Origin of the sequence: Vulcanisaeta distributa JCM 11216 (assembly GCF_001315985.1) — an archaeon.
Lineage (GTDB): Archaea > Thermoproteota > Thermoprotei > Thermoproteales > Thermocladiaceae > Vulcanisaeta > Vulcanisaeta distributa_E.
The window spans coordinates 110,248-133,126 of record NZ_BBBI01000001.1; the positions used below are offsets into that span (position 1 = coordinate 110,248).

The window sequence follows — 22,879 nt, forward strand, 5'->3', positions numbered from 1 at the left end:
TTAAGAGAAGTACTGGATTAATTATTGTGGACTTCTTTACAAAGTTTGGCTTTGTCTTAATTAACCTATGGAAACGTAAGGCACTCGTCTTACCAATACTCTTTGGATTAAATTTACTTTCCTGGATATACTTTTGGATTAGGCCGTCGCTGCTTGGTTTCGCGTTGATTATCCTCACCCTAGCCATTTTCCTAACTGTGATCTTTATTGGCGTAATACCTGTGGCTATTATTGAGGAGAATAACTACAGGGTCGATGTTGTCAGGAGCATGGGACTTAACTCCTTTATCTCGCTTATTGTGATTTATGCCCTGTTTATTTATGTTAGTTTAATCCTAATGGCTGTTATTAAGCCACCGCCACTCCTCATAGTAATGATGGCTCTCCTCTTTGCGCTACCCCTGACGCCCTTCGTGGTATTGGCCGTGCTAGTGCCGCCGCTCGTGGGTTATTTCATGAAGGCGAGGTGGCGATCCCTCAGGGGGGGTAGAATACCCTTCTGGGGTATTTACCTGGGTTTGTTGTCGGCTTTGATCCTGTTGCTACTGCCCATAATGTACTTTAGGGTGCTTTTCGTCAGTATGTCGCTGGTGGATTCCTTCATAATGGGTGGCGTGGTAACCATTCTTTCCCTAATACCGCTATTTTATCCCAGGCCCTTTATTTGTAAGGTGCTGGGGCTTGTGATGATTTTCCTGGGTATATTAATGTGGTTAATAGTTGCTGGTGGCCTAACCTGGGGGGGTTCCGTGCTTTCAATAATAAGTGGTGGATACCTGTATGATTGGAAGCCACGGAGTACGTGATTTAAATATAGCACGTGCATTTATGCATAAAATAATTATTACTGGTGTTTAAATAATGGTTAGCGAATAACGATACTGTGCTAGCTAATAAGTATGGTCTACAACTTACTATAATAATAGCAGTGGCTGTTGCACTATCTCTGGTGTTACTTGGCCTATTTATATATGATATATACCAGGAGGGCCTTCTGGCTTCCTCAGTACCGCAGTGCCAAACCCTACCTGCCTATCAATTAAATACCAGAACCCCTATTAAGCACGTGATCATAATATTCCTTGAGAACCATAGTTTCGATAATATCTTTGGCGTATACCCAAACAACGGTACCTTGGTCAATTCATTAGTTAGCCAATTAACAGTTCCCAATAACCTACTCACGATGAGTAAGATACCTAATTACCTACGGCCTGCGCCCATGGGTATATACTACACAAGGGATCCTAATGAGGGGGGGTACATACCGTACCATGCCGATTGGGACTATGGGAAAATGGATGGTTGGGTATGGGGGCTCAGGCCCGCAATCACTTTATTACTACACGGTTGATCAGGTGGCGCCTCTTTGGGACTTAGCTGAGGAGTATGGGCTTGCCGATAATTACTTCACGCCATACCTATCAGAAAGCGCGCCAAACCACCTCTTCCTATACGCAGCCTATGCGCCGGTCATTGATGATTACGGTCCACCGCCCTATATACCGGTTCAGGAGAGCGTATTCGCGGAGTTGTGCCAATACCATGTGAGTTGGGGGGGCTACTACGTAGATCCCAGGGAGTCTCCGAGTTTCCTTGACATTAAGTACTTCTACGGCATTAGTAAGTACTCATCGCACATACAGACGTGGAGTGACTTCATAAGTGAGGTCATGAATGGCTCATTACCGGCGGTCTCCTGGGTTATGCCAGACCCATCAACGGACATGGGGGGGCCTCCAGGCAATATACTGTATGGTGAGGCTTGGCTTCTTTACATAATAAATACGGTTGAGGAAAGCCCAATATGGAACTCGACAGTAATCTTCATAACATGGGATGAGTTCGGTGGTTACTACGACCATGTACCACCACCGATAATAAATGGCAAACCACTGGGTGTTAGGGTTCCCTTGATAGTAATCTCGCCCTATGCCAAGGAGGATTATGTGTCGCATACCCTGCTAACCCACGCATCGCTTATAGCCTTCATTGATTACAATTGGGGGGGATTACCCGCTCTGAACAAGTACGTGTTGGAGAGCAACATACCCCTTGACTTCTTCTACTTCAACATGAGCAGGGAGCCAATAATATTTAGTCAGGAGTTCCCATTAATAGGCAATGTGTATTTATTACCTAACGTATCCAATTACGAGGACTTATCGACCCTATACCCATTAACACCACAGATACCACTCGATGAACTCCCATATCCAAGGTATGGTTATAGCAACATAACGTTGGCCGAACTAGGATCCACTGTTTATGTGAGTGAGGATTTTGCGTATGTACCTGTAATCTACACGCCACTGTTCCTATGGTTAATCATAGCACTAACCATAGACCTGGCATCAGCATCACTATTACCCATAGACAAGGGAAGGCTTAATGCGTTACCCGTTAAGGTGCTTGGTATTGTTAATGGTTCAGTAATCACCGCATCAGTAACTGGCTTAATAACCCTGACAACAGGCTTCCTTAATTACCTGGGCAATACCGGTGAGGCACCACCACTGCTACTGGGGGGGTACCTCATTGGCCTGGTTCTCTTTCCGATGATTGGCATGGCACTTACACGCATCAGGTGGTGCATACATTATTGTTCTTCTTTCAATCATTGTTCCAGTACTTCTTTACCTACTGATCTATGTTCAAGCCATTCAGTCCTTCCTAATGAGTGATGAACCATTGTTGATTTACGGCCTATCATCCACGGCGCCCGCCATGTTAATTACACTATTGTTTCTTAGGAATTACATGAGTAGTGTAGGTGGGTCAAGGGCTTTGTTTATGCGCTTTCGCTGGGGCTGCTTTCATACTTATTAATACTAGTAATTGCCCTTGTATACATAAGGCTGTACCAACCTGGATTATCAACACTGTTACTACCAACGGAACTACTGGGTCTCTCGTTGACTATTGCTTGGTTTGTAACGTTAACGAGAAGCCCTAGTCGGGGGGGTGATTCTTCGTGAGTTATGACATCGCCATAATAGGCTCTGGCGTTATTGGTTTGTTTATTGCCTATGAACTTGCGCATTATAGGGTTAGGGTCCTCGTTATTGATAGGGAGGTTGAACCAGGCTTTGGTGTTTCAAAGGGTCATGCTGGTGTTATCCACGTAGTCCAGCCACCATTTAACTCACTAAGGAGTAAACTGGCCGTTGAGGGTAATAGGATGTATGATGACATTGCCGAGAGACTTCACGTCAGGATTAGAAGGTTAAGCGCATTATTAGTGGCTAGGAACTTAGGTCACCTAATTGCGCTACCCGCCGTGTGGTTAATCCTTAATCGCGTGTATGGCAAACACGGCTTTAGGGTTAGGATAATTGGGCCGCGGGAATTACATAGACGTGAGCCTAATGTTAATGGCCTGGGTGCAGTGGAGGTTGAGGGCTACGGAGTAATAAACTCCTTCGAATTAGTATCGCAGTTATACAACTTCTGTAAATTAAATGGTGTTGACTTCGCCCTAGGCACAGAGGTTAGGGGTGCCAAGGTGTTGGATGATGAGGTTGTCATACTCACAAACAGGGGGGGTGAGTACAGGGCCAAGTACGTAGTTAATGCAGCGGGTCTTTACTCGGCGGATGTTGCTAGGTTGTTTGGTGATGAGTATAGGCTTGAGTTTGGTAAGGGGGGGTTATGCTTGTTTTCTGGGGGGGCGAACAGACAAGGAACATAATTGCACCGCTGCAATTAATACCTAACCCAAAGACCAAGGGCGGTGCGGTAATACCCACCGTATTTGGCACGACAATATGGGGGGGACCAAGCCTGTCAATGGGCGAGAGGGGGGGTGATAGGTCAGTTAATGAGGAGGACATCGATGTCTTAATTAAGAAGTTCGGTAGCTTGTTGAGGAGTGAGGGTTTCACGCCGATAAAGGCCTATGCGGGAGTTAGGCCTATACCCGAGGGCGATGACTTCATAATAACATATAGCAAATTGAGCAGGCACGTAATTCACCTGGTGGGTATTGAATCGCCTGGATTAACGTCGGCGCCGGCAATAGCCAGGAGGGTCGTGGAGATGCTTAGGGAGGCAGGGGGGGCCGTACTCATGCCTAAGGATGAGGTTAAGGGGGGGTTAACCCCATGGTAATGACCAGGGATATAGTGGAGGGGGGGGAGGACCCATTAATGATGAGCAGGGCGTCGTCGTCTGTCCCTGCATGGGGGGGGTTACCAGGGCGGATATTCGTGAAGCTATTAGGCGTGGTGCAAGGACACTGGACGGCGTGGCCTTCAGGACTGGGCTTGGCATGGGTATCTGCCAGGGCATGTGCCTCGCAAGGCCATCAAGGTTATTTCTGAGGAGCTTGGTATTGATCCGAGGGAGTTGACCAAGTCAGGTGGTGATTCATGGTTGGTTACACGGTAATTGGCGCAGGGCTGGCCGGGCTCTCGTTGGCGACGGAGCTGCGTAGACTTGGTGTTGAGGTTGAGGTCATCGAGTATAGAGATTACGTGGGCGGTATCCATGCCATGGTTCCCGAGGTTAGGGGGGGTATAATTAATGGCATGATTAGTGAGGTTGGTGTTCGATTAGAGCAACGGCCATTAGGGCCGGCGGTGCAATATACGTGGTTTGGAGGGGGGGGTGGGTATAGGAAACTCGGTAATAATGTATTAGTGGCTACAGGATTTAGGGTTATGACAATGCCCGAGCTGGGCATCTATGGGGGGGAGAGCCCGCGGGTATTTACCCACATCATGCAGTACTGGACATGCTGTACTACGACTTACTACCTGGTAAAAACGTGGTAATTTATGGGGATAACCAATATGCACTATCATTGGCTAGGGAATTAATGAGGCGTGGTGTTACTGCCAGGGTCGTATCGCCGAGGAAACCAGGTGTTGAGGCTTACTCAGGTCCTGAGGTCATAATTGGCAGGGTTAAGTACGTTAGGGGGGGTATGGGCAGGGTTGAGAAAATCCTAGTGGATAATGAATGGATTGCCGCGGATACCCTGGTAATATCCATGTTTAAGCCATTCAACCCGTTCCCTGAGTTTAAGGCTGTTGGGCAGGCGGCCATTGAAACCTATGACCCAAGTATCGTTATTGAGAGCGGTAGGATAATGGCCAGGGAATTAGTAAGTAAATCCAATGACTTCATAGTAATAGATAGTGAATTATCCATTTACCCAGGTAATAAAGTCAGTAGGGATACACGTAGGGTGATAATCCCCCCCTGCAGGGATGTAGGGTCATGGTAAATGATAGGGAGTACGTGATTAACGGTGATGCCGCCGTTATTGAATTACCAGATACTGATAAGGTTAGTATTAGGAGGGTGGTTTCATGAGTCTTGGGGTTATTGATGTAGGGACTACGAACGTTAAGCTAATAATATATGACGAGGAACTTAACCAGAGGTATTTGGAAACAATAAATGTGCCGATGCTATTCCCCCCCGGCAGTTACTACGTTGAGCAGGACGCAAATGCGCTTAGGTCTGCCTTCGATCGTTTAATAGGCACGGCCAAAGAAAAGGGCGTTAAGTACCTGGCATCTCAACCTATAGGGCATCAATAATTACATGGGATAGGTCAGGCAACCCCCTCACTAACATAATCACGTGGCTCGATAGAAGGGGGGGTCTTGAGATCATTAATAAATTTCCATACTCAATAATGAGACGTTTACCACTGCTGGGCAGTATCCTAATACCCACATCGCCCGTCGCCCAAATACTATGGTTGTTAAGGAATAGGCAGGACCTGGCTCAACGTGTAAGGAGGGGGGGTGAGGCTTTCATTGGTACGTTAAGTTCATACCTGGCATACCTCGTTAGTAATAGGTACATTAACGATGCAAGTAATGAGGCGTTAACGGGTCTTTGGCATCCGGGTAGTTTAAGGAGGATTGACCTGGTTTATGAGTTGTTGGGCATACCCAGAGAGGTGGGGGGGGCCTGAGGTTATTGATAATATTCATGAGCTTGGTGGGGGGGTCGATGGAATGAGGGTTGGGGGGGTTTTAATAGCGGACCAGCAGGCGGCGATGGTTGGTGAGGGTTGCTTAAGTGTTGGTTGTGGTAAGGTTACGAATGGCACGGGCTCCTTCGTAGACGCTGTTGTTGACGAATTTAAACTCGTTGGTGGTGGCTTACTACCACTCCTCATACTTAAGTATGGTGGTAATGTGTTTTATGGAGTCGAGGGTTTCCTGCCCGCGACTGGTTCAGTAATTGATTGGTTAGTTAGGCTTGGGCTATTATCTTCACCGCAGGAGTTGGATGGCTTGGCCCAGGTCAATACCCAGGGTATAGTGGTTATACCAGCACTGGCTGGTGTTAATGTGCCGCCTAGGCCATGTGCAAGGGGGGGCTTGATTGATGGCTTAACACTAAGCACTACTAGGGAGGCCTTTGTGAGGGCCGTCGTTGAAGGCATTGTTCAATTGATAGGCTGATCTTCGATAAGATTAAGATCTATTCGAGGGCCAGTGTTGTTAGGGTTGATGGAGGCCTGTCAAGGAGCACCCTATTCCTTAGGTTATTGGCTACGGCGTTGGGTACCATCGTTGAGAGACAGAGGGATGTGGAGGCTACGGCTAGGGGGGGTGTTGCGGCGTTATTGAAGGTATTTAAGGGTGATTGGTCATTAAATGATGTTATTAAGGGTGTTCATGTTAACGTGGAGTTACGAGTTGAACCTGGCGAGGAGAGACTATCGTTAAATAGGGATATTGTTAAGAGGATTATTGAGGGGATGAGATGCAGGGCGTAATTGTGGAATTGATCAACGCCTTGGGTCACAATAAGGTAATAACAGGTGACGAGGTATTAAGGAGGTATTCCAGGGATTTCTGGCCGTTATTAATAATGCGTGAGCAAGTGCTTAATGAGGAATTGCCAAAGCCTCTTGCGGTTATTGTACCTGAGAGCGTAAATGATATATCACTGGCCCTAAGGGTAATTAATGAGGGCAGTGATGTAGTGCCTGTGGTTATTTATGGCGGTGGTTCAAGCGTCACTGGCGCCTCATACGGCGCTGGGTCAATAATCATCGACATGTCCAAGTTGAATAGGGTCATAGACATTAATACCTATGACTCATTAGTGACCGTCGAGGCCGGCGCCAGGTTGAGAGATGTTGAGACCAGGCTAAATGAGGTGGGGGGGTATAGCCTTAGGCATATTCCGCAATCATTCAATTACGCAACAATAGGAGGCTTGATAGCGACAATGAGCTCAGGCCAGTACAGTACGTTGTACGGCAATATTGAGGACATGGTAATAAACCTTGAGGTTGTCCTACCCAATGGTGAAATAACCTGGTTGAGGAGTAACAACGTTCCGCGCGCGTCCACAGGCCCATCACTTAAGTACCTATTCATTGGTTCGGAGGGAATGCTCGGCATCATCACAAAGGCCGTGCTTAGAATCGTACCATTACCGACACACACCATTTATGGCGCATATAGGTTTAACACCCTTGAGCAGGGTGTTGAGGCCCTCAGGGAATTAATGGTGAAAAGGGTCGTTCCGGCAGTTGCTAGGCTTTATGATGAGCAGGAGGCATCGATTAGGTTTGGTGTTAATAAGCCATTACTAATAATTAGTTTTGAGGGCTACTATGACGACTTAGTTCAAGCGCTGTGGAGGAGGGCTGATGATGTTATTAGGGGGGGTCACGGTGGTGAGTACGCGGGGGGAGTAAGTACTTCGAGGATTGGTTAAGGACTAGGTTCAACGTCGAGGAGGAGATAGAGGCTGTTAAGAAGTATGGGCTTTGGTTCGACACAATAGAGGTCTCAACAACCTGGTCAAGGATTAATCAATTATATAGGGACTTTAGGGATTCCCTGTTAAGGGTTAGTGGCGTTGTGGGTGTAATGGCTCACATATCGCATTTATACATAAACGGCGCATGCATATACTTCACAGTACTATTTAAGCCCGACGAAAATACCTACTGGGAGATATGGGATAGGGCCATGGAGGCTACATTAAGGAATGGTGGATCCATAAGCCATCACCACGGCATTGGCATTGTGCGTTCAAGATGGTTAAGGCACGAGCTCGGTAATGCGCTTGATGTTTTAAGATCAATAAAGGCAGCACTGGATAGTAAGGGGGGGGTATTGAACGTAAGGAAAGGCATGTTTTTCCCTAACTAAATCATATTAGTCTCAATAGTGAGATTTAAATCGATCTAGTAAATTAAATAATAACTTAATGTGGAAAGGGTTAAGGTTATTAGGAATTTTCAGGTTACGATACCCGCGGGCATTAGGGAGAGACTTGGTATTAAGGTTGGCGATGTGTTGATAGTTTATGTTGAGGATGATAAGATAGTATTTAGGAAGTTATCAGATGATAGAAGGAGGCTTACGTTTGGTAGGAAGTTGACGCTTGAGGATATTGAGGCTGGCATTGAAAGGGGGGGCGCATTAGATTGTGGAGGCGATAATTGATACTAACAATGTTATATTTTTCGATTTATTCACTGATTCTGAATTCTATAATGAGGATTCAGGTCTGAGGTATTGCCTCATCACTTAAATGAGCTTTTTATTTATCATTTTAGTGCCGTTTCTTAAACATCAATCTCGAGAAATCCATCCTGGGTAACTCTGACCTTGTAGGTTGGTAATGGTGCTTTTACATCAGCATACTCACACTTCACATCAGGCCTTACCTGTGGTTTCTCTATCATCTCGCCAGTCCTAACGTCGTACTTGGCCTGGTGTGCTGGGCATGTGGCTACGTAACCATTGACATCCGTCAGCAAGGCACACCCCCCCATGTGGGCGCATATGGCGAGCATCCCGTAGTAATTATCGCCGTACTTAACCACGAGTATTGGCTTATTATCGACCCAGGTAATCACGGAATTCCTCTTCTCAAAAACCTTGACCAGTATGGAAACCCTCCTCCACATAACAAGGTCCAGGGCATAGTCACCTGTTAATTAAGTTTATTGCACAGGCACGAGCTAAAATAACTAATGGGAAGCCCTACATGAGTATTACTGATACGCCTAATCTCCTGGCAACGCTAGCCTGCTCTCTATCGCTCGTTAGAAGGGTCCCCCTCTTCAATGCCTGGGCTATGTATAGGGAGTCATACACAGTAATGCCGTTACGTAACGAGATCATAAAGGCATCAGACATGTATTGTTCCTCAGGTTCCAGTACTATAACGCCGGTATCAACTAATTCAATCACTGCATTAAGCAATTCCCGGGCAATATAATCGGAAATTACTTGTCTCTTAACGTACTTCCATAATGCATTGGCTACCTCCTTAATTATGAGGCCAACTGAATAAATCGGTTTATTAACACGTATAAATTCATAAATATCCCTCCACCCCCCCACTTCCTTCAACACGTACTTAGCCAGGGTCGACGCATCAATGACTATCACGATCCTCCCTCACGAGGGACATGATAGAACCAGTAGGCAACTCAGGAAGTTTCTCGATAATACTATTTAGCCTATTCAATGCCTCCTCCTGCCTAATTTCGGTGATTCGCCTAATTATGAAGTTCCTAATTTCCTCACTCCAATTAATTATTCCGGAATACTTGTCCATAATTTCTTTCAATTCCTTTGGCACCCTTACCGTAATTACAACACTACCGCACATCAGTAATACAATAATGTAATACAGATTTAAACCCTTCACTTTATTACTTCATCAACATTCTAGCTGGGCGTAACTCCCTCCTGAATGGGTCCAAGACAAGCCCGAATATCTCAAGCGTGACTGCACCAAGTAGGTTCTCATCCTCCGTCTCACCAAGCACAACAGGCGTGTGCCTCTCACCATAACCCCCCCTCAATTCGATTATAACCTCCGAAACCCATCGTTTAACTACGGTACCGTCAGCAAGGACAAACTCCATCTCCTGCATAGGCCTAAGCCCAAGGTATTCCCAAACATCTCTTCTTAAGACCGTGTATATGGCCCCTGAATCGACAAGTAGCTTAACTGGTACGGACTTGTCCCCATGCTTAACCACGGCATCAACATAGACCAGGCCCATAATGCATCAATAATGTCTATCATAACGCTTAGTTATATATTTTGATAATCCTGTACCAATTATCCCTCTCGGCAGGTATTAAACCTAAACCCCCCCTAATTAAGTTTATGACCGCATCCCCTGTTAATACGGGCATCTTAAGCCCCCCCGTGGCCGGTATAACCCTCTCCTCATAAAGTGTACCGCCAAAGTCATTGGCGCCAAACTTAAGGGCCAGTTGCGCAACCTCAAGCCCATTCGTTAACCAACTTGACTGTATATTGGGCAGTTCGTTCTTAAACACGAGCCGGGCCACGGCAATGACCCTCAGGAGGGTGGCTGATGTCAGTGGGTACGGGACCTCCCTGGTCAACTCACTATTGCCTGGCTCAAAGTTCCAGGCTGTGAATGATAGGAATCCGTGTGTCCTCCTCTGAAGCTCAATTATCCTATACAAGTGCTCCGCCCAGTCGCTCACCGACTCCACGTGGCCGTACATCATGGTCGCATTACTCATTATACCATCCTGTGCGCCGTCTCCATTATGCCTAGCCAGGTCTCAGTATCAATCTTGTGAGGCGCAATGACTTTCCTCACACTATTAACTAGTATCTCACCGCCACCACCAGCCAACGTGTCCATACCGGCGTCCCTAAGCTATCCAGAACCTCCGAATAGCTCATCCTATGCTTCCTAGCCAGGTAATCGATCTCTATTGGGCTTAACCCATGGATTGCGACGTGAGGTAACCTAGCCTTTAATGCCTTGAATAACTCCTCGTAATACTCAATGCCTAGCTCTGGGTTTATACCTCCCTGCACCAGGACCTGCCTAATACCAAACTCCCTGTCAATGGCGACAACCCTCCGCACAGCCTCCTCAACACTCAATGTATAGGCCTCGGGGTGCCCAGGCGGTCTGTAGAAGGCGCAGAACCTGCAGGCTATTACGCATACATTCGTGTAATTAAGTATCATGTTTGGTATGAAGGTAACCACGTTACCGAAGTACCTCCTAGTTAGGTACTCGGCGGCGGACCCAAGCTCCCATAGGTCGGCCCTAAATAATTCCTCAATATCACGTGGGCCCAGTTTCCCCTCATAAATGGCCTTCTCAACAATGGGACTCCAATTATTACCCACGTCATTACGCGTTTATGGCATTATTTAAGTTATTACGTTATGTTTTTAATAATGAAGTAAATAGAATCAAAAGACCAATACTTAAAAGGAATTCAAATACCAACGCGGTGTCATGTGCACAATAGATGATTTACGTAATGCCGTAATCAACGGCATTACTAAGGCTGATGCTGAGGAATTCATGACGGAGTGCGACTTTAAGGATCTGGCCCGTGTCGCGAGTGAGCTTACGAGGAAGATAACTGGGGGGGATACCGCGACCGTGGTTAACAATGTCGTGATCAACTACTCAAACATATGCGTGGCCCAATGCCCAATATGCGCCTTCTACAGGCCTAAGGGCCACCCTGAGGCCTACGTTAGAACCCCCTGAGGAAATAACAAAGGGCGTACTGGAGGCCAAGGCACGCTTTGGCGTGACGGAACTGCACATAAACGGCGGATTCAACCCAGACCTAGGCATTGAGTACTTCGAGAATGTATTTAGATCAGTTAAGAAGGCGGCGCCTGACGTAATTATTAAGGGGCCCACGGCAGCGGAGATAGACTTCTACGCAAGGGTTTGGAGAATGAGCACGAGAGAGGTGCTTGAGAGGTTTAGGGAGGCTGGTCTTGATGCGCTTAGCGGTGGTGGCGCGGAGATACTGAATGAGGAGGTTAGGAGGGTGATAACTCCGTATAAGTTCAATGCCGAGACCTGGCTCAGGATCCAGGAGGAGCCCATAGGGTTGGTCTTATGAGCAATGCAACCATGCTCTACGGCCATATCGAGAAGCCAAGGCACATCGTCGAGCACATCTTTGCAATTAAGGAGGTTCAGGAGAGGACCCATGGAATACTCCTCTTCATACCAATAAAGTTCGTTCCCTGGAACACGAAATTGTATAGGGATGGTCTAGTTAAGGGACCAGCACCAACAGAGTATGATGTAAAGGTCGTAGCCATTTCAAGGCTGATACTTGGTGATTCCATTAAGAGGATAGGTGCGTACTGGATCTCAACGGGTAAAAGATTGGCCTCGACGTTATTGATGGCCGGCGCCAACGACCTCGTTGGCACTATGATTAATGAGCAGGTACTTAAGCAGGCGGGTTCTAGGGAGTCAGTGACACTCGGCGAGTTGGCGCACATAGCCCGTGAGGCTGGGTTAAGGCTGTTCCTGAGAGATACGTTCCATAGAATACTCACTGAGGTAGGCAATGCATAGAGATGGTGATGATGAACATAGTCAGGCTAAAGTATGCTCACTCAGACCCACTCTTCTATTACTCGGGGCTTAACCCAATATGGGCTAGCAATAATGAGTCAATTAGGCTGCTTCTTGAGGGCAAGGCAAGCATCGGCTTTGTACCGCTAACGTACGCTGCACATAACTGTGATGTGTTATATGTCGTCCCTAGGTTCGCTATTTACAGTGACGGGCCAGTTATATCCGCTAGGTTATTCAGGGGGGGCCTGGGCAGTGGGTACGCGGCCGTTAGTGACACAAGCGTTAATGCAATGGCCGTGAGGAGACTATTGGGTATTGACCTTAAGGTCATTGATGATCCATACAGGGCATTGAGGGATTTCGGAGCTGTGCTCGTTATTGGTGATGATGCCTTAAGAATGGTCGATGCTGGTTATCCGTATATACTGGACGTGGGTGAGCTATGGAGGGAGAGGGTAGGCCTGCCTCTGGTGTATGCGGTCATGGCCGTGACTAGGAATTATAATGAGGAGGAGTTAAACGTGGTTATAAATACCATCGAGAAATCTCTCGATCTCTTTGAGGAGGACCCAGAACCTGTTATTCAGTATACCGCGGGCAGGCTTGGCGTATCCAGGGAATTAATTAGGCAGTACTTCAGGGCTATTAGGTATAGGGTCGATGATAGGGTTATTTCAGGGATTAATGAGGAACTGAGGACATTCGGTATAAATAATTGCCTACGTTTCCTAGGCAATAAAACTTAATACCACGGGTAAGGCCTTAGCCTGATGGAGTTATTAATTGGGCATAGTCCTGACCCAGATGACGCATTCATGTTCTACGCACTGAAGAAAGGCTTAATTAAAGCGTCATTCACGGTAAGGGAATTCCTAGTCGATATTGAAACACTGAATAAATTGGCGATACATGGTAGGATTGACGTCACGGCAGTGAGCACGCACGCCATGGCATACATAGGAAGTAAATACTACATACTCAGGGTCGGCGCTTCCATGGGGGGGCTTAGGTACGGCCCCCGTCGTCGTGGGTAATACCGCAAAGCCCGAGTTAGTCGCGGTACCCGGCACGTACACCACAGCAACACTATTAGTTAGGCTCGCAATGCCTAATGTAAAGACCGTAGAGGTACCTTTCGATAAGATCATGGATGCGGTAAAGGCTGGTGTAGTTGATGCAGGTGCATTAATACATGAGGGGGGGCAAATAACTTATGAGAGGTATGGGCTTAGGAAGATCATAGACCTAGGTGAGTGGTGGTATGAGGAGACGAAGCTGCCAACACCCCCCCTTGGCCTGGACGTTGTTAAGGCCTCCCTGGGAATTGACGTGGCCAAGGCCGTTAAGGAGGCACTACTGGAGTCTATTGGGTACGCAATGAGTCACAGGGAGGAGGCCCTGGCGTATGCCATGGAGTTCTCGAGGGGGGGCCTAAACATGGTTGACACTGATAGGTTCGTTAAGATGTACGTGAATGAGTACACCATGGACATGGGGGGGATTGATGGCGAGAGGGCAATTAGGGTGTTACTAGAAATGGGTCATGAAGATGGTTTACTGCCTGAACCCCCCCAATTGTTATTCGTCTAGCTCACTTAATCACCACACCCAGTTCGGTTAGTCTACTTATTTCATCATGCGATAGGCCAAGTTCCATTAAAATCTCCGCGGTGTTTTCGCCCAGTCTCGGTGCCCTGCCCCCCCGCGACCTAGGTCTAGCGTCATTTATTACTAATGGGTTGAGGAATTCATTCACATTAAAACCTCTCGCAACTAATTGAGGGTCTTTCTCAAGGTCCTTTATGGAATTTACGGGGGGGCCGCTGGTACGTCATGGCTCCAAAGGAGTTTGAGAGCCTCGGCAACGGTGTACTTACCGAATTCCCTACTTAGCTCATTAATGACCTCCTTATCGAACTGCCTATTGATTAGGTCTTCACGGTTTAAGGCCCTGCATAACCCTCGCCAGAACTTAGTCTCTATGGCACCAATGGTTATGTAACCATCCCTGCATTTGTAAACGTTATAGAACGGGTACTTACCAGTTAGGCTTGGGTCTGCGCCCTCGTAGGTGATCGCCATGTTCAACGTATTGAAGAGCAACGCGGCCTCCATCATGGAGACCTCAACCCTACCACCAACACCACGTAGTAGTAGGGTTAGGACACCAATCACGCATAGCAGGGCTGAACCGACATCAGCAACCTGCACAGTAAGTGGCCTTGGCACTCCATCACTGAATAGACCTGGGTCTAGTAGGCCCGCAACGCTGACCGTATTAATGTCGTGGTTTGGAAGCCTGAGTACGGTCCACCCTCTCCATAACCATTTATTGAGCAGTAAACAATCCTGTCATTAATTTCCCTGAGTCTCCCATAATCAATGCCAAGCTTCTCAGCAACACCGGTCTAAAGCCCTCGACAATCACGTGACTACTCCTGACCAATTTATAGAATAATTCCCTGCCCTCCTCAGTCTTCAGATTAATTGCTACGCTCCTTTTGCCGGCATTCAACCATTCAAAAAGCTTTGGCGAGATCTCCCTTAGGTAATCACCGGTCTCCGTATCCTCAACCTTAATAACGTCAAAGCCAAGGTCAGCCAGTATTCTCGTCGCAACACCACCAGGAAAAAGCCTAGTTAGGTCTAAAACCCTAAACATTGCGTATGCTGCATACTTTAATTAATAAGTGTTTAACACGTGGTTGATTTAGGGATTGCCATTGTTCCTCTGTCCGTTGTTCTTAACCATGAACCATGTCCCTATCCCAACTGCACACAGTTTCTTGTTTGCATCGTATACATGACCCTCGCAACGGCCAAGTGCTTACCAGCCCTGATCACCCTGCCCTCCACAGTGAATGGCCCATTTATCAACGGCTCAAGGAAGTGAACCTTAAGCTCTGCAGTGTATTGATTAATGCCATCGTTAACGGTCATGACGGCAGTGCCAAGTACGGTATCGATCACGGTCATAACAACGCCACCGTGAACCATACCCCCCCCTGCCTAAGTATCTCACGCTTATATGGAAAAACAGCCTTAACATAGCCATCATTTACCTCCACAAACTCAAGGCCGATGAAGTTGAATAAGGGCTCATTACGCAGGTAATTGTTCATTAAATCAGCAATGTTAAGACCAGTGGATCTAGCCTTAAGAAACAACTCCCTAACACTACTTATTGATCCAGTCATTTTGATCAACTCATCCCATGCTGACACGTAATATAGGTGAGGGAAGGCCTATTTAAACAAAGTTATGCTGATAAGTAAATAGTGATAAGTAACCTATAAAGTTAAAGATGACCTACACAGGGCAAGCGAGTCCAACAGTACTACCTAGTGGTAGCCCCAATGGCTAAGGGCTACACAATTAGTTAGGGGGGGTAGTTCGAAAATAATAACCCAATACCTAAGCCAAATAGAAACACTAATACCAATAACATACGTAACAATGATTGAACTCAATACCTGCCAATCAACAAATGACTTCATTAATGGTAGACTTAGGATAGTCAGTTCCTTAATCCAGTCCACTATATTAATTGGTATATCCAGTGACTAATACGTTGAATGAAATTTACACGATAATACGACTTAGCTTAACAATGTGGCAGTGAATGATTTAATAGTGGCACAGTAACAGTATCATTCATAACAAATAAGGATAAGCGATTATAAATGATACCATGACCCACTAACTACCTAACAGTACAACCCTGACGTCAATGGATTAACACGGACATGGCATTACCATCTACAATACTCAGTGCTATCGGTCAATTATAATATGTGCAGGAACATGAAATATTGATACGTAAGTCATTGAACATAATGATGAAATATTGATCAATGCATCATGGTGAAATAAATCGTTAAGGTTAATTTCAAAATTATTATTCTTTTACTTTATTATTTTTACACCAAGAACCTCCTGGAAAAACTTCATCGCCTCGGCCCTACTAACCCTCTGATCCCTACCAACCTCGCTCCTAGCCCTCCTCCTATACATGACCCTTAACCCCCCCGGCCTCGTGAGTACCGTGACCACATTTAAGCCCCATACGCCAACTGCCGGGTCGTACTTAGTACCTGGTATCATTATGTGTTCCCTTATCCCGAGGCCACGTTACCCCCCCAATCATCGAATGAACCCTCCCTCAGTGTGAAGTCCACTGCAGCTAATGCCCTAAGCAGGAACCAAACGGCCTTATTCCTCCTTAGGGTAACCGCCACACCGATTGGTTCTCCCCTCCTAATATTCCAGTCCTTAATTGACCTCTTGGCAAGTCTATAGCTCGGTTCCTGCTGCGTTAATTCCTCGAGTACCTTGGCAGCCTTCTCAAGTCTTTCACCGCTCTGCCCAACACCTATGTTGGCTACGACCTTCTCAATCCTAATAACCCTCATTGGATGATCAGCGGGCAATACAAACTTCCTCCAGTCCAGTTGGTCCGGTGTTAATGTCTTTAAGTCCACCTGCGTTAGGTCTATTGCAGGCATCGTTTATGCGTGGGGAATAAGCATTAATAAAAATTTGCCTCATGGGCATTGCGTTGATATATAGGCATATTTATTTATAAATATGATAATTACTTTACTAACAAAAGCCCTATTAAGCTTCAGCCACACGAATCATGATGTCGGGTAAAACGCCCTTTGAACCACTTGATTGGTCGAACCCAACACCAGGACACCTAAAGCTACTATTCATATCAGGCGCAGGCTTCTTCGCCGATGCCTATGACCTATTCGCAATATCCATAGCCCTAGTATTCCTAAAGCAGGTCTGGTCGCTAACGGCTTCAGAAATAAGTCTAATATCATCAGCCGCGTTATTCGGCGCGGTAATTGGCCCCTTCATCTTTGGTAGGATTGGCGACATATTCGGCAGGAAGTACATATATGGCGTTGAGGCTGCCCTATTAACGCCGGCGCCATAGTCTCTGCCTTCTCGATAAACCCAACAATGCTCTGGATAACAAGGTTCATACTGGGTCTCGGGGGGGTTGGTGGTGACTACCCAATAAGCGCCACGCTAATGAGTGAGTACGCGCCAGCCAGGAGTAGGGGGGGTTTATTCGTGGCTGGTGTCTTCTCAATGCAGGGTTGGGGGGGCATAGTCACGGCGGCCCTACTCGGCCTGGGACTACTGAATGCTAAGGTTAATCCAGACCTCGCCTGGAGGGTAATACTTGGCTTTGGTGCTGTCATGCCCGCCCTCGTCATTTACTTTAGGCGTAAAGTCCATGAGACACCCAGGTTTGAGTACTTTGTTAAGGGTGATGTTGAGGGTGCCAGGAGGGCCATTAAGGACGTGCTTAGGCAGGACGTGGAGATAAACAACGTGAATAACCGCGATAATGGTTTTCGCACCAACTTCCTGAGGTACCTACCAGTAATACTAGGCACGGCAATACCTTGGTTCGCACTTGACGTGTTCTTCTACGGCATGAACATATTCGGACCCTTCGTAACCTCCGCAATGGGCCTAGCCAAGAACCCACTGGCCGGCGTATACGTTCAGTTATACGTCGTACTGGCCTTCCTAGTCCCTGGCTATTACGTGGCTGCCTTCCTAGTGGATAAGATGGGTAGGAAGTCCATGCAGATAATGGGCTTCTCAATAGTGGCCGCCGCATACCTAATCACGGCGTTCATGCTAAGGAACGGCATAATAACCCCAGCGGCCATAATAGCCCTGTACGGCCTAGCCCAATTCTTCACTAATGTCGGTCCCAACGTGACCACATTCATACTACCAACTGAGGTATTCCCAACCCGGTTCAGGACTACGGGCCACGGTATAGCCGCAGGCAGTGGTAAGCTCGGCGCAACAATAGCCGCGCTGTTAATCCCAATAATCTTCCCAATAACGAGCAGCACGTTGAGCACAACTGCTAAGTACATGGTCATGTCGAACCTACTGCTTGTCCTCGTTGCAATAGCAATAGTGGGTATAGTATTCACGGCACTCTTCATAAATGAACCTAAAGGCAAGCCGTTGGAACTATCCTCAGGAGAATTAGCAGCGTGATTTATTAAAACTAACCCCAATTCAAAGCTATGTGAGTATTTCTAAAGAGTTCATTAGAGACCTAATTAGAGATATCGAGCATGCGGTAAGGGGGGGAGATTAATAGGATCACGAGTAAGCCATATGATGAATTAGACGATGAAGGTAAGATGGCAGTTAGGTATGAGTTAATAGTCATTGCCGAGGCATTAATGGCCTTAGTAATACATATAGTACGTAGGGACTTAAACGAGAGGCCCAGGACACCTATAAATGCATTAATGATATTAAGGAACAGAGGTTTGCTAACGATCAATGAGTATGAAGACTTATCAAAATTGGTAAGGCTTAGGAACCTGCTTGTCCATAGGTACTGGATAATTGATGATTACTTAATATATCAAAATGTTAAGACGAACTTTAAAAGCCTAATAAACTTCATAAATAGACTAAGGAGTCGCTATGGAATTTAATGAGGAATACACCTATTACTCAATGAGCAGTGAGGGGGGGAGGGAATCGTTAATTTCGAGGATTAAAGGTGTTCTTAAGGAGTACGGTGTTTCCCTAGGCATCATATTCGGTAGTTTCGTAGATCTAAATGAGTTTAGGGACGTGGACATTGCAGTTTACGGAAAGGACCTTGGCCTCAATAGGTTATTAAGCCTTGGGGGGGTTAGGCTCGAGGAGGTCCTCGGCATTCCAGTGGATGTGGTTCCATTAATGGATATTAACCCCGAGTTCAGGCTTTCAATACTGGAGCGAGGTTTAATCATTCTAGAGGATGCTGATGGCTTATACGAGGCCTTAATAAGCGAGACCCTTGATGAACTTTACCTGGTTAAGCGTGAGGAAAACCTAGTACAATAAGTATGGCGCCTCCTTGAGCGTGCTCGTTGTTGGATCTATCATTAGGCCCAGGATCTCCAGCGTCGTTATGCCTATGAGGACCTTATCAATGATGTCACTAATGACAACCCTAACCGTGGCCTCCCTACCCATTAACCTAACCTTAACCTCGCCAAACTCAACATTGACTGGCCCACCGGCGGTCATGACAACGCCCCCCCTATCCGTCACCCTCAGCCCAAGCTCCACGGCTAATGCCCTGGGTATGACAGTTAGGGTAGCGCCACTATCCACCAATGCCTTTACCCTAACCTCCCTATCCCCCCCACTTATTAATTCGACATCAACCCAAACATGGCCCATATACTCCACAAATTCCACCATCACGGTACTTATAAAGTTTCTATAAAGACCTACGTCGATGACACCAGGAATGGCGTTAACTCCTCCCTCCACGTGAACACCCAAACACCGTTTTTCCTAGCCTCCTCAATGGCCTCAGGGACATACCTCATGCAATAAAGAACCTTAACAACCCTAGGCCTCAGGTACTGTGGATACCTACTCCTCAACTCATTTATTGCGCCCATCAACTCCTCAACCTTACTGACCCGAAGATCCAGGGTTGCATCACCAACCACGCACAAGTCATCGGTAGCGCCGTAAATATTCAACTCAAGCACCTCCCTACCGCCCTCGGTAATTACCAACCTGCCTAACTTAACATTAACACCGAGCTTCTCCCTTAATTTCCAGGAGACTACGTCAACAGCCTCATCCTCAATGCCATAGGTTAGCTTCTGCATTGTTCTATTCATTTGATTCAGTGTCCTTTTAATGTCCTGAACATCCCTGGTGAGCTCATCAAGCTTGGCTGAGTGACTTTGAAGTATTTCTGAGTGGCTTTGGAGTATTTTACCGTGCTCATCAAGTTTACTACCGTGCTCCTGTAACAACCTTGTATGCTCATTCAAAATCCTACCATGTTCCTCTAATAACCTTCTTTGCTCCTCAAGGCTTTACCATGCTCCTGCAATAACCTTGTATGTTCCTGCAGTATCCTGCTGTGCACCTCAAGGATCCTGCTATGTTCTTGCAATAATCTCGTGTGTTCCTCAAGTATTTGCCCATGTCTCTTCAACTCCTCCTCAATACTCACAATCCTACTTAGCATGGCATTAAAGTCCTGCCTAAGAGCCTTAAGCTCACTAAGTATTGCATCGAGACCCAGGGCACCAGCTACGGCAAGCCTAAATTCCTCATCAGTCCTAATCAACTCCAGGACAATCCTCCTAACCTCATCCCTACTAACCACACTAATCTACACCACAAAACATCACCTAGAATTAATAACCCTTCCCATCATGCTCTGCGGGACTAAAATCGTGGCCTCGTTAATTACTCAAGAGAAATGTTAGATGCTACTGGCGAAATCTTAAGGGTATCATAAATAGCGATATTACCATAGCTACTCTCATGATATGCGAAAATACTCATTAAACTAGGTAATCATACACGAATATCTCAATCACGACCAGTAATAGGTAGTAAGCCGAGGCAAGTAATAAGTTACGTGAAACATTAACCTTAATCCCAGGTAACAATATGAAACCGAGTAATTCAGCAATGCTCAGAATAAACGTAAATCCACCCAACACCAAGCTTATACCGAGTATTGCACTTACTGCAAAGTAACCAACTAGGGCGCCATTTAGGACTAGGATTAACCTATACAGGTGATTCAGGCCTAACCTAATCAGTGCAAATATGATTATGTAAATGAAGTAGTTATGCAAGAATATAAATGCAATATCCTGTAAAGTCAGCGGATGTACAGAAACGCTAAGGCGATGAACGAGGGCAAGCAACGAGCCCACGATATACGATGAGGTAATTAATGATGAATCAAGGGATATAGCCCTATCCATAATGCAATCACCAACGAAGGTAATAGGGCCAACAATACCCAAATTAACAAGGACTTAGCCATGGGTCTCCCTAAAATGAGCGACGCACCAATAATTGCCAGTGCGTTATTCACGGCATAAATCACCAGGTTCTGCACAGGCCATGCGAAATCCAGTGAGGTAAATGTTAAGTAAAATAATAATGACTTCCTAGCCAATGATGGGGGGGAGTAACCCAATGTCGTCAATAGTTTGAGCACTAGAAAACCATACACAATAAAGAATGCGAGGATAGACACGAAGTACGTTAGTACAAATATCACCATTACAATAATATTACCTGTAAGGGACGTATAAAAGAATGCGTATAGAGTTAGGTACTTAAGAATCAATAAGGTGGTTATCAATGACAACGGGTATATCAATGCCCGCACCTGGGCAGCAAGGCCTAGTTTTGATTCATTTATTTTATACCTTAACTCAATCGGATCATGGGTATCGAAGAACCTACTTAACAATGACTTGGGATTACGGATCTTATAAAGTGCCGATTTGAGGGCTTCCCTACCCACGGCCTTTACAGCATGTAAATCAGCCTCCCTCTCCGCAATATTATACTGCTTCTTAATTACGACCAAGAAGAGATATACGTAAATAATGATTAATATGGGTATCGAGATCTCCTCAATTCTTAAGTATTTAATTAGGTATATTGTGATGGGTAAAAAAGTAATGAGCATATATGGTATAAATACTATGTATGCTGATAGATAATCCCTGTTTAGAATATGGGCATACTCATGTTTTACAACAGCCATTAATTCCTCCTTATTTAATAACTCGAGGTACTGTCTCGTAATTATTATTACAGGAAGGCCCGTGGGCACGATGGCATTATATATTACAACGGGTTTATTTAATCGCTTAACACTCGTTTCACCACTGACCACATAGATCTGCTCATTATTTACGTAACTTACTTCGACCTGCTTATTCCTCACTAACAAATTCAGCCATGTTTCAAATATAACTCTCGATAAATAGAACATATAAAATAAGTAAAAGGACTCAACGATTGGAATAACTATAGTACCAATCATGGGTTTAATAATTATGACCAAATATGTTAAAAAGAGTATTAATAAAATAAAGCCTATTTGATATAAATCTAAGGTCACTCGTATCTTTGAAAAATCGTATATACTATGCATTTAAACATCACCGCATCATGTCGTAACGGCTATGGCAATTATAATTCCCCAACCAATTGGTCCCGACGCCATAGCTGTTCCAACAATGACCGCCCACGTAATTGGATTATCATCAGCATAAGCTAACACTGCTCCAAAGAAAGCAGCTAAGCCTGCACTTACACCGCCCGATGCGGCAGCAGGTACATTATTAGTCACGAAATAAACAGAGAGGGCGTTTCCTATTAATAGGGCTGCAGCGACCATTGATAACGCCTGAAACAACATTATTAGGCCCATATACTTAGCCAACACCTTCACTTCCTTCTTACCCAACAAGCTCATTAATACCAATAATACCAATTTAATTTATCTGATATATACATTGCGCCCTTGATTATTTATTTAATTTATTCTTTTGATCTTTAAGAAAGATGAATTTAAAATTTTAGGATTGATAGCCTTATTTCATAACATGGCCGCGTCATTATAGGGCTTAGTAGTTTCCGTGCTTTGGACTTGGAGAGTCGCTGTAGTTATATAATTACGGCGACTCTGCACTTCCAAAGTGC

At 45.8% G+C, this 22,879-nt stretch carries 27 protein-coding genes and 9 pseudogenes; 19 read left to right on the forward strand and 17 right to left on the reverse strand.

What is annotated here, in order from left to right:
• The first annotated feature begins 26 nt into the window (after positions 1-26).
• The 13 genes and pseudogenes from JCM11216_RS00655 to JCM11216_RS00695 all read left to right on the forward strand — a co-directional run bounded on the left by JCM11216_RS00655 (position 27) and on the right by JCM11216_RS00695 (position 8,435).
• Positions 27-806: a hypothetical protein gene (locus JCM11216_RS00655; RefSeq protein ID WP_054852983.1), complete on the forward strand. Its 780-nt coding sequence runs from the start codon at positions 27-29 to the stop codon at positions 804-806.
• 77 nt (positions 807-883) lie between these two features.
• Entirely contained in the window at positions 884-1,354 is a 471-nt protein-coding gene (locus JCM11216_RS00660) for an alkaline phosphatase family protein (protein ID WP_054852984.1), read from the forward strand.
• Positions 1,275-2,684 carry an alkaline phosphatase family protein gene (locus JCM11216_RS00665; protein WP_243674660.1) on the forward strand — a complete coding sequence of 470 codons (1,410 nt, stop codon included), beginning with the start codon at positions 1,275-1,277 and terminating at the stop codon, positions 2,682-2,684. Before JCM11216_RS00660 ends, JCM11216_RS00665 begins: the two co-directional genes overlap by 80 nt.
• A 290-nt stretch (positions 2,685-2,974) precedes the next feature.
• Positions 2,975-4,110: pseudogene (locus tag JCM11216_RS00670) on the forward strand (FAD-dependent oxidoreductase).
• Positions 4,111-4,180: 70 nt separating this feature from the next.
• Positions 4,181-4,240 (forward strand): annotated as a pseudogene (locus tag JCM11216_RS14555) (hypothetical protein); the annotation flags it as partial.
• A gap of 130 nt (positions 4,241-4,370) precedes the next feature.
• Positions 4,371-4,775, forward strand: coding sequence for an NAD(P)/FAD-dependent oxidoreductase (locus JCM11216_RS00675; RefSeq protein ID WP_054852986.1), 405 nt, complete (start codon positions 4,371-4,373; stop codon positions 4,773-4,775).
• Positions 4,736-5,230, forward strand: a complete 495-nt coding sequence (locus tag JCM11216_RS00680) for a hypothetical protein (RefSeq protein WP_243674662.1) — start codon at positions 4,736-4,738, stop codon at positions 5,228-5,230. The genes JCM11216_RS00675 and JCM11216_RS00680 overlap by 40 nt, the downstream gene beginning before the upstream one ends.
• Positions 5,231-5,315: 85 nt before the next feature.
• Entirely contained in the window at positions 5,316-5,549 is a 234-nt protein-coding gene (locus JCM11216_RS14560) for a hypothetical protein (protein ID WP_243674664.1), read from the forward strand.
• A complete protein-coding gene (locus JCM11216_RS14565; protein WP_243674829.1) occupies positions 5,549-5,932 on the forward strand; it encodes an FGGY family carbohydrate kinase in 384 nt (127 codons plus the stop codon). The genes JCM11216_RS14560 and JCM11216_RS14565 overlap by 1 nt, the downstream gene beginning before the upstream one ends.
• 85 nt (positions 5,933-6,017) lie before the next feature.
• Positions 6,018-6,745: pseudogene (locus JCM11216_RS14570) on the forward strand (FGGY-family carbohydrate kinase).
• Positions 6,733-7,698 carry an FAD-binding oxidoreductase gene (locus JCM11216_RS00690; RefSeq protein ID WP_243674666.1) on the forward strand — a complete coding sequence of 322 codons (966 nt, stop codon included), beginning with the start codon at positions 6,733-6,735 and terminating at the stop codon, positions 7,696-7,698. Before JCM11216_RS14570 ends, JCM11216_RS00690 begins: the two are co-directional and overlap by 13 nt.
• A 65-nt stretch (positions 7,699-7,763) precedes the next feature.
• Complete coding sequence (locus JCM11216_RS14575; protein ID WP_243674830.1) at positions 7,764-8,138, forward strand: FAD-linked oxidase C-terminal domain-containing protein; 375 nt, start codon at positions 7,764-7,766, stop codon at positions 8,136-8,138.
• Positions 8,139-8,198: 60 nt separating this feature from the next.
• Entirely contained in the window at positions 8,199-8,435 is a 237-nt protein-coding gene (locus tag JCM11216_RS00695; protein ID WP_054852988.1) for an AbrB/MazE/SpoVT family DNA-binding domain-containing protein, read from the forward strand.
• A 122-nt stretch (positions 8,436-8,557) separates the two neighbouring features.
• On the opposite strand, the gene JCM11216_RS00700 is transcribed toward JCM11216_RS00695, so the two are convergent.
• The 5 genes and pseudogenes from JCM11216_RS00700 to mqnC form a co-directional block, all read right to left on the reverse strand.
• The gene (locus JCM11216_RS00700; RefSeq protein WP_054852989.1) at positions 8,558-8,902 is read right to left on the reverse strand and encodes a Rieske (2Fe-2S) protein; all 345 of its coding nucleotides are present in this window, start codon (positions 8,900-8,902) and stop codon (positions 8,558-8,560) included.
• 76 nt (positions 8,903-8,978) lie between these two features.
• Positions 8,979-9,389, reverse strand: a complete 411-nt coding sequence (locus JCM11216_RS00705) for a type II toxin-antitoxin system VapC family toxin (protein WP_054852990.1) — start codon at positions 9,387-9,389, stop codon at positions 8,979-8,981.
• Positions 9,376-9,612: a hypothetical protein gene (locus JCM11216_RS00710; RefSeq protein WP_054852991.1), complete on the reverse strand. Its 237-nt coding sequence runs from the start codon at positions 9,610-9,612 to the stop codon at positions 9,376-9,378. Before JCM11216_RS00710 ends, JCM11216_RS00705 begins: the two co-directional genes overlap by 14 nt.
• A gap of 43 nt (positions 9,613-9,655) precedes the next feature.
• Positions 9,656-10,012, reverse strand: coding sequence for an aspartyl protease family protein (locus JCM11216_RS00715; protein WP_054852992.1), 357 nt, complete (start codon positions 10,010-10,012; stop codon positions 9,656-9,658).
• A gap of 28 nt (positions 10,013-10,040) precedes the next feature.
• Positions 10,041-11,082 (reverse strand): annotated as a pseudogene (mqnC, locus tag JCM11216_RS00720) (dehypoxanthine futalosine cyclase).
• 163 nt (positions 11,083-11,245) lie between these two features.
• Here mqnC and JCM11216_RS00725 point away from each other — a divergent pair.
• From JCM11216_RS00725 to JCM11216_RS00735, 3 genes and pseudogenes are all read left to right on the forward strand, one after another.
• Positions 11,246-12,340, forward strand: a pseudogene (locus JCM11216_RS00725) (CofH family radical SAM protein).
• A 2-nt stretch (positions 12,341-12,342) separates the two neighbouring features.
• Positions 12,343-13,089 (forward strand): menaquinone biosynthesis protein, encoded by a 747-nt coding sequence (locus JCM11216_RS00730; RefSeq protein WP_054852993.1) that lies wholly within the window; start codon positions 12,343-12,345, stop codon positions 13,087-13,089.
• Positions 13,090-13,113: 24 nt separating this feature from the next.
• A pseudogene (locus JCM11216_RS00735) lies at positions 13,114-13,933 on the forward strand (ABC transporter substrate-binding protein).
• 1 nt (position 13,934) lies between these two features.
• Here the strand turns inward: JCM11216_RS00735 and JCM11216_RS14580 are convergent.
• From JCM11216_RS14580 to JCM11216_RS00755, 6 genes and pseudogenes are all read right to left on the reverse strand, one after another.
• Complete coding sequence (locus JCM11216_RS14580) at positions 13,935-14,099, reverse strand: hypothetical protein (protein WP_243674668.1); 165 nt, start codon at positions 14,097-14,099, stop codon at positions 13,935-13,937.
• A 53-nt stretch (positions 14,100-14,152) separates the two neighbouring features.
• Positions 14,153-15,005, reverse strand: a pseudogene (locus JCM11216_RS00740) (CoA transferase).
• 101 nt (positions 15,006-15,106) lie between these two features.
• The gene (locus tag JCM11216_RS14585; RefSeq protein WP_243674670.1) at positions 15,107-15,340 is read right to left on the reverse strand and encodes a PaaI family thioesterase; all 234 of its coding nucleotides are present in this window, start codon (positions 15,338-15,340) and stop codon (positions 15,107-15,109) included.
• Positions 15,316-15,567, reverse strand: coding sequence for a hypothetical protein (locus JCM11216_RS14590; protein ID WP_243674671.1), 252 nt, complete (start codon positions 15,565-15,567; stop codon positions 15,316-15,318). Before JCM11216_RS14590 ends, JCM11216_RS14585 begins: the two co-directional genes overlap by 25 nt.
• A 117-nt stretch (positions 15,568-15,684) precedes the next feature.
• Complete coding sequence (locus JCM11216_RS00750; RefSeq protein WP_054852994.1) at positions 15,685-15,882, reverse strand: hypothetical protein; 198 nt, start codon at positions 15,880-15,882, stop codon at positions 15,685-15,687.
• A gap of 367 nt (positions 15,883-16,249) precedes the next feature.
• Positions 16,250-16,848 (reverse strand): annotated as a pseudogene (locus JCM11216_RS00755) (50S ribosomal protein L5).
• Between the two features lie 137 nt (positions 16,849-16,985).
• Here JCM11216_RS00755 and JCM11216_RS00760 point away from each other — a divergent pair.
• From JCM11216_RS00760 to JCM11216_RS00770, 3 genes and pseudogenes are all read left to right on the forward strand, one after another.
• A pseudogene (locus JCM11216_RS00760) lies at positions 16,986-18,382 on the forward strand (MFS transporter).
• Positions 18,383-18,531: 149 nt separating this feature from the next.
• Complete coding sequence (locus JCM11216_RS00765; RefSeq protein WP_243674673.1) at positions 18,532-18,834, forward strand: DUF86 domain-containing protein; 303 nt, start codon at positions 18,532-18,534, stop codon at positions 18,832-18,834.
• Entirely contained in the window at positions 18,824-19,231 is a 408-nt protein-coding gene (locus JCM11216_RS00770; RefSeq protein ID WP_054852996.1) for a nucleotidyltransferase domain-containing protein, read from the forward strand. The genes JCM11216_RS00765 and JCM11216_RS00770 overlap by 11 nt, the downstream gene beginning before the upstream one ends.
• Here JCM11216_RS00770 and JCM11216_RS00775 read toward each other — a convergent pair.
• The 6 genes from JCM11216_RS00775 to JCM11216_RS00800 all read right to left on the reverse strand — a co-directional run bounded on the left by JCM11216_RS00775 (position 19,220) and on the right by JCM11216_RS00800 (position 22,643).
• Positions 19,220-19,573 carry a clan AA aspartic protease gene (locus JCM11216_RS00775; RefSeq protein WP_054853131.1) on the reverse strand — a complete coding sequence of 118 codons (354 nt, stop codon included), beginning with the start codon at positions 19,571-19,573 and terminating at the stop codon, positions 19,220-19,222. The genes JCM11216_RS00770 and JCM11216_RS00775 overlap by 12 nt on opposite strands.
• 50 nt (positions 19,574-19,623) lie before the next feature.
• A complete protein-coding gene (locus JCM11216_RS00780; RefSeq protein WP_054852997.1) occupies positions 19,624-20,184 on the reverse strand; it encodes a hypothetical protein in 561 nt (186 codons plus the stop codon).
• A gap of 17 nt (positions 20,185-20,201) precedes the next feature.
• Entirely contained in the window at positions 20,202-20,525 is a 324-nt protein-coding gene (locus JCM11216_RS00785; protein ID WP_054852998.1) for a hypothetical protein, read from the reverse strand.
• A gap of 181 nt (positions 20,526-20,706) precedes the next feature.
• Positions 20,707-21,138, reverse strand: a complete 432-nt coding sequence (locus tag JCM11216_RS00790) for a hypothetical protein (protein ID WP_054852999.1) — start codon at positions 21,136-21,138, stop codon at positions 20,707-20,709.
• Positions 21,105-22,118 carry a M48 family metalloprotease gene (locus JCM11216_RS00795; protein WP_243674674.1) on the reverse strand — a complete coding sequence of 338 codons (1,014 nt, stop codon included), beginning with the start codon at positions 22,116-22,118 and terminating at the stop codon, positions 21,105-21,107. Before JCM11216_RS00795 ends, JCM11216_RS00790 begins: the two co-directional genes overlap by 34 nt.
• 225 nt (positions 22,119-22,343) lie before the next feature.
• Complete coding sequence (locus JCM11216_RS00800; RefSeq protein ID WP_243674675.1) at positions 22,344-22,643, reverse strand: hypothetical protein; 300 nt, start codon at positions 22,641-22,643, stop codon at positions 22,344-22,346.
• Positions 22,644-22,879: the final 236 nt, after the last annotated feature.

What these genes read in the sequence shown, in the direction of transcription:
- JCM11216_RS00665 (WP_243674660.1), top strand. Translation starts at nt 1,275, where the DNA reads ATGCCGATTGGGACTATGGGAAAATGGATGGTTGGGTATGGGGGCTCA.
- JCM11216_RS00675 (WP_054852986.1), top strand. Translation starts at nt 4,371, where the DNA reads ATGGTTGGTTACACGGTAATTGGCGCAGGGCTGGCCGGGCTCTCGTTG.
- JCM11216_RS00775 (WP_054853131.1), bottom strand. Translation starts at nt 19,573, where the DNA reads ATGGGCCATGTTTGGGTTGATGTCGAATTAATAAGTGGGGGGGATAGG.
- JCM11216_RS00710 (WP_054852991.1), bottom strand. Translation starts at nt 9,612, where the DNA reads ATGTGCGGTAGTGTTGTAATTACGGTAAGGGTGCCAAAGGAATTGAAA.
- JCM11216_RS00715 (WP_054852992.1), bottom strand. Translation starts at nt 10,012, where the DNA reads ATGGGCCTGGTCTATGTTGATGCCGTGGTTAAGCATGGGGACAAGTCC.
- JCM11216_RS00765 (WP_243674673.1), top strand. Translation starts at nt 18,532, where the DNA reads ATGGCAGTTAGGTATGAGTTAATAGTCATTGCCGAGGCATTAATGGCC.
- JCM11216_RS00690 (WP_243674666.1), top strand. Translation starts at nt 6,733, where the DNA reads ATGCAGGGCGTAATTGTGGAATTGATCAACGCCTTGGGTCACAATAAG.
- JCM11216_RS00770 (WP_054852996.1), top strand. Translation starts at nt 18,824, where the DNA reads ATGGAATTTAATGAGGAATACACCTATTACTCAATGAGCAGTGAGGGG.
- JCM11216_RS00700 (WP_054852989.1), bottom strand. Translation starts at nt 8,902, where the DNA reads ATGTGGAGGAGGGTTTCCATACTGGTCAAGGTTTTTGAGAAGAGGAAT.
- JCM11216_RS00730 (WP_054852993.1), top strand. Translation starts at nt 12,343, where the DNA reads ATGGTGATGATGAACATAGTCAGGCTAAAGTATGCTCACTCAGACCCA.
- JCM11216_RS14585 (WP_243674670.1), bottom strand. Translation starts at nt 15,340, where the DNA reads ATGGTTCACGGTGGCGTTGTTATGACCGTGATCGATACCGTACTTGGC.
- JCM11216_RS14560 (WP_243674664.1), top strand. Translation starts at nt 5,316, where the DNA reads ATGAGTCTTGGGGTTATTGATGTAGGGACTACGAACGTTAAGCTAATA.
- JCM11216_RS00790 (WP_054852999.1), bottom strand. Translation starts at nt 21,138, where the DNA reads ATGGATAGGGCTATATCCCTTGATTCATCATTAATTACCTCATCGTAT.
- JCM11216_RS00680 (WP_243674662.1), top strand. Translation starts at nt 4,736, where the DNA reads ATGCTGTACTACGACTTACTACCTGGTAAAAACGTGGTAATTTATGGG.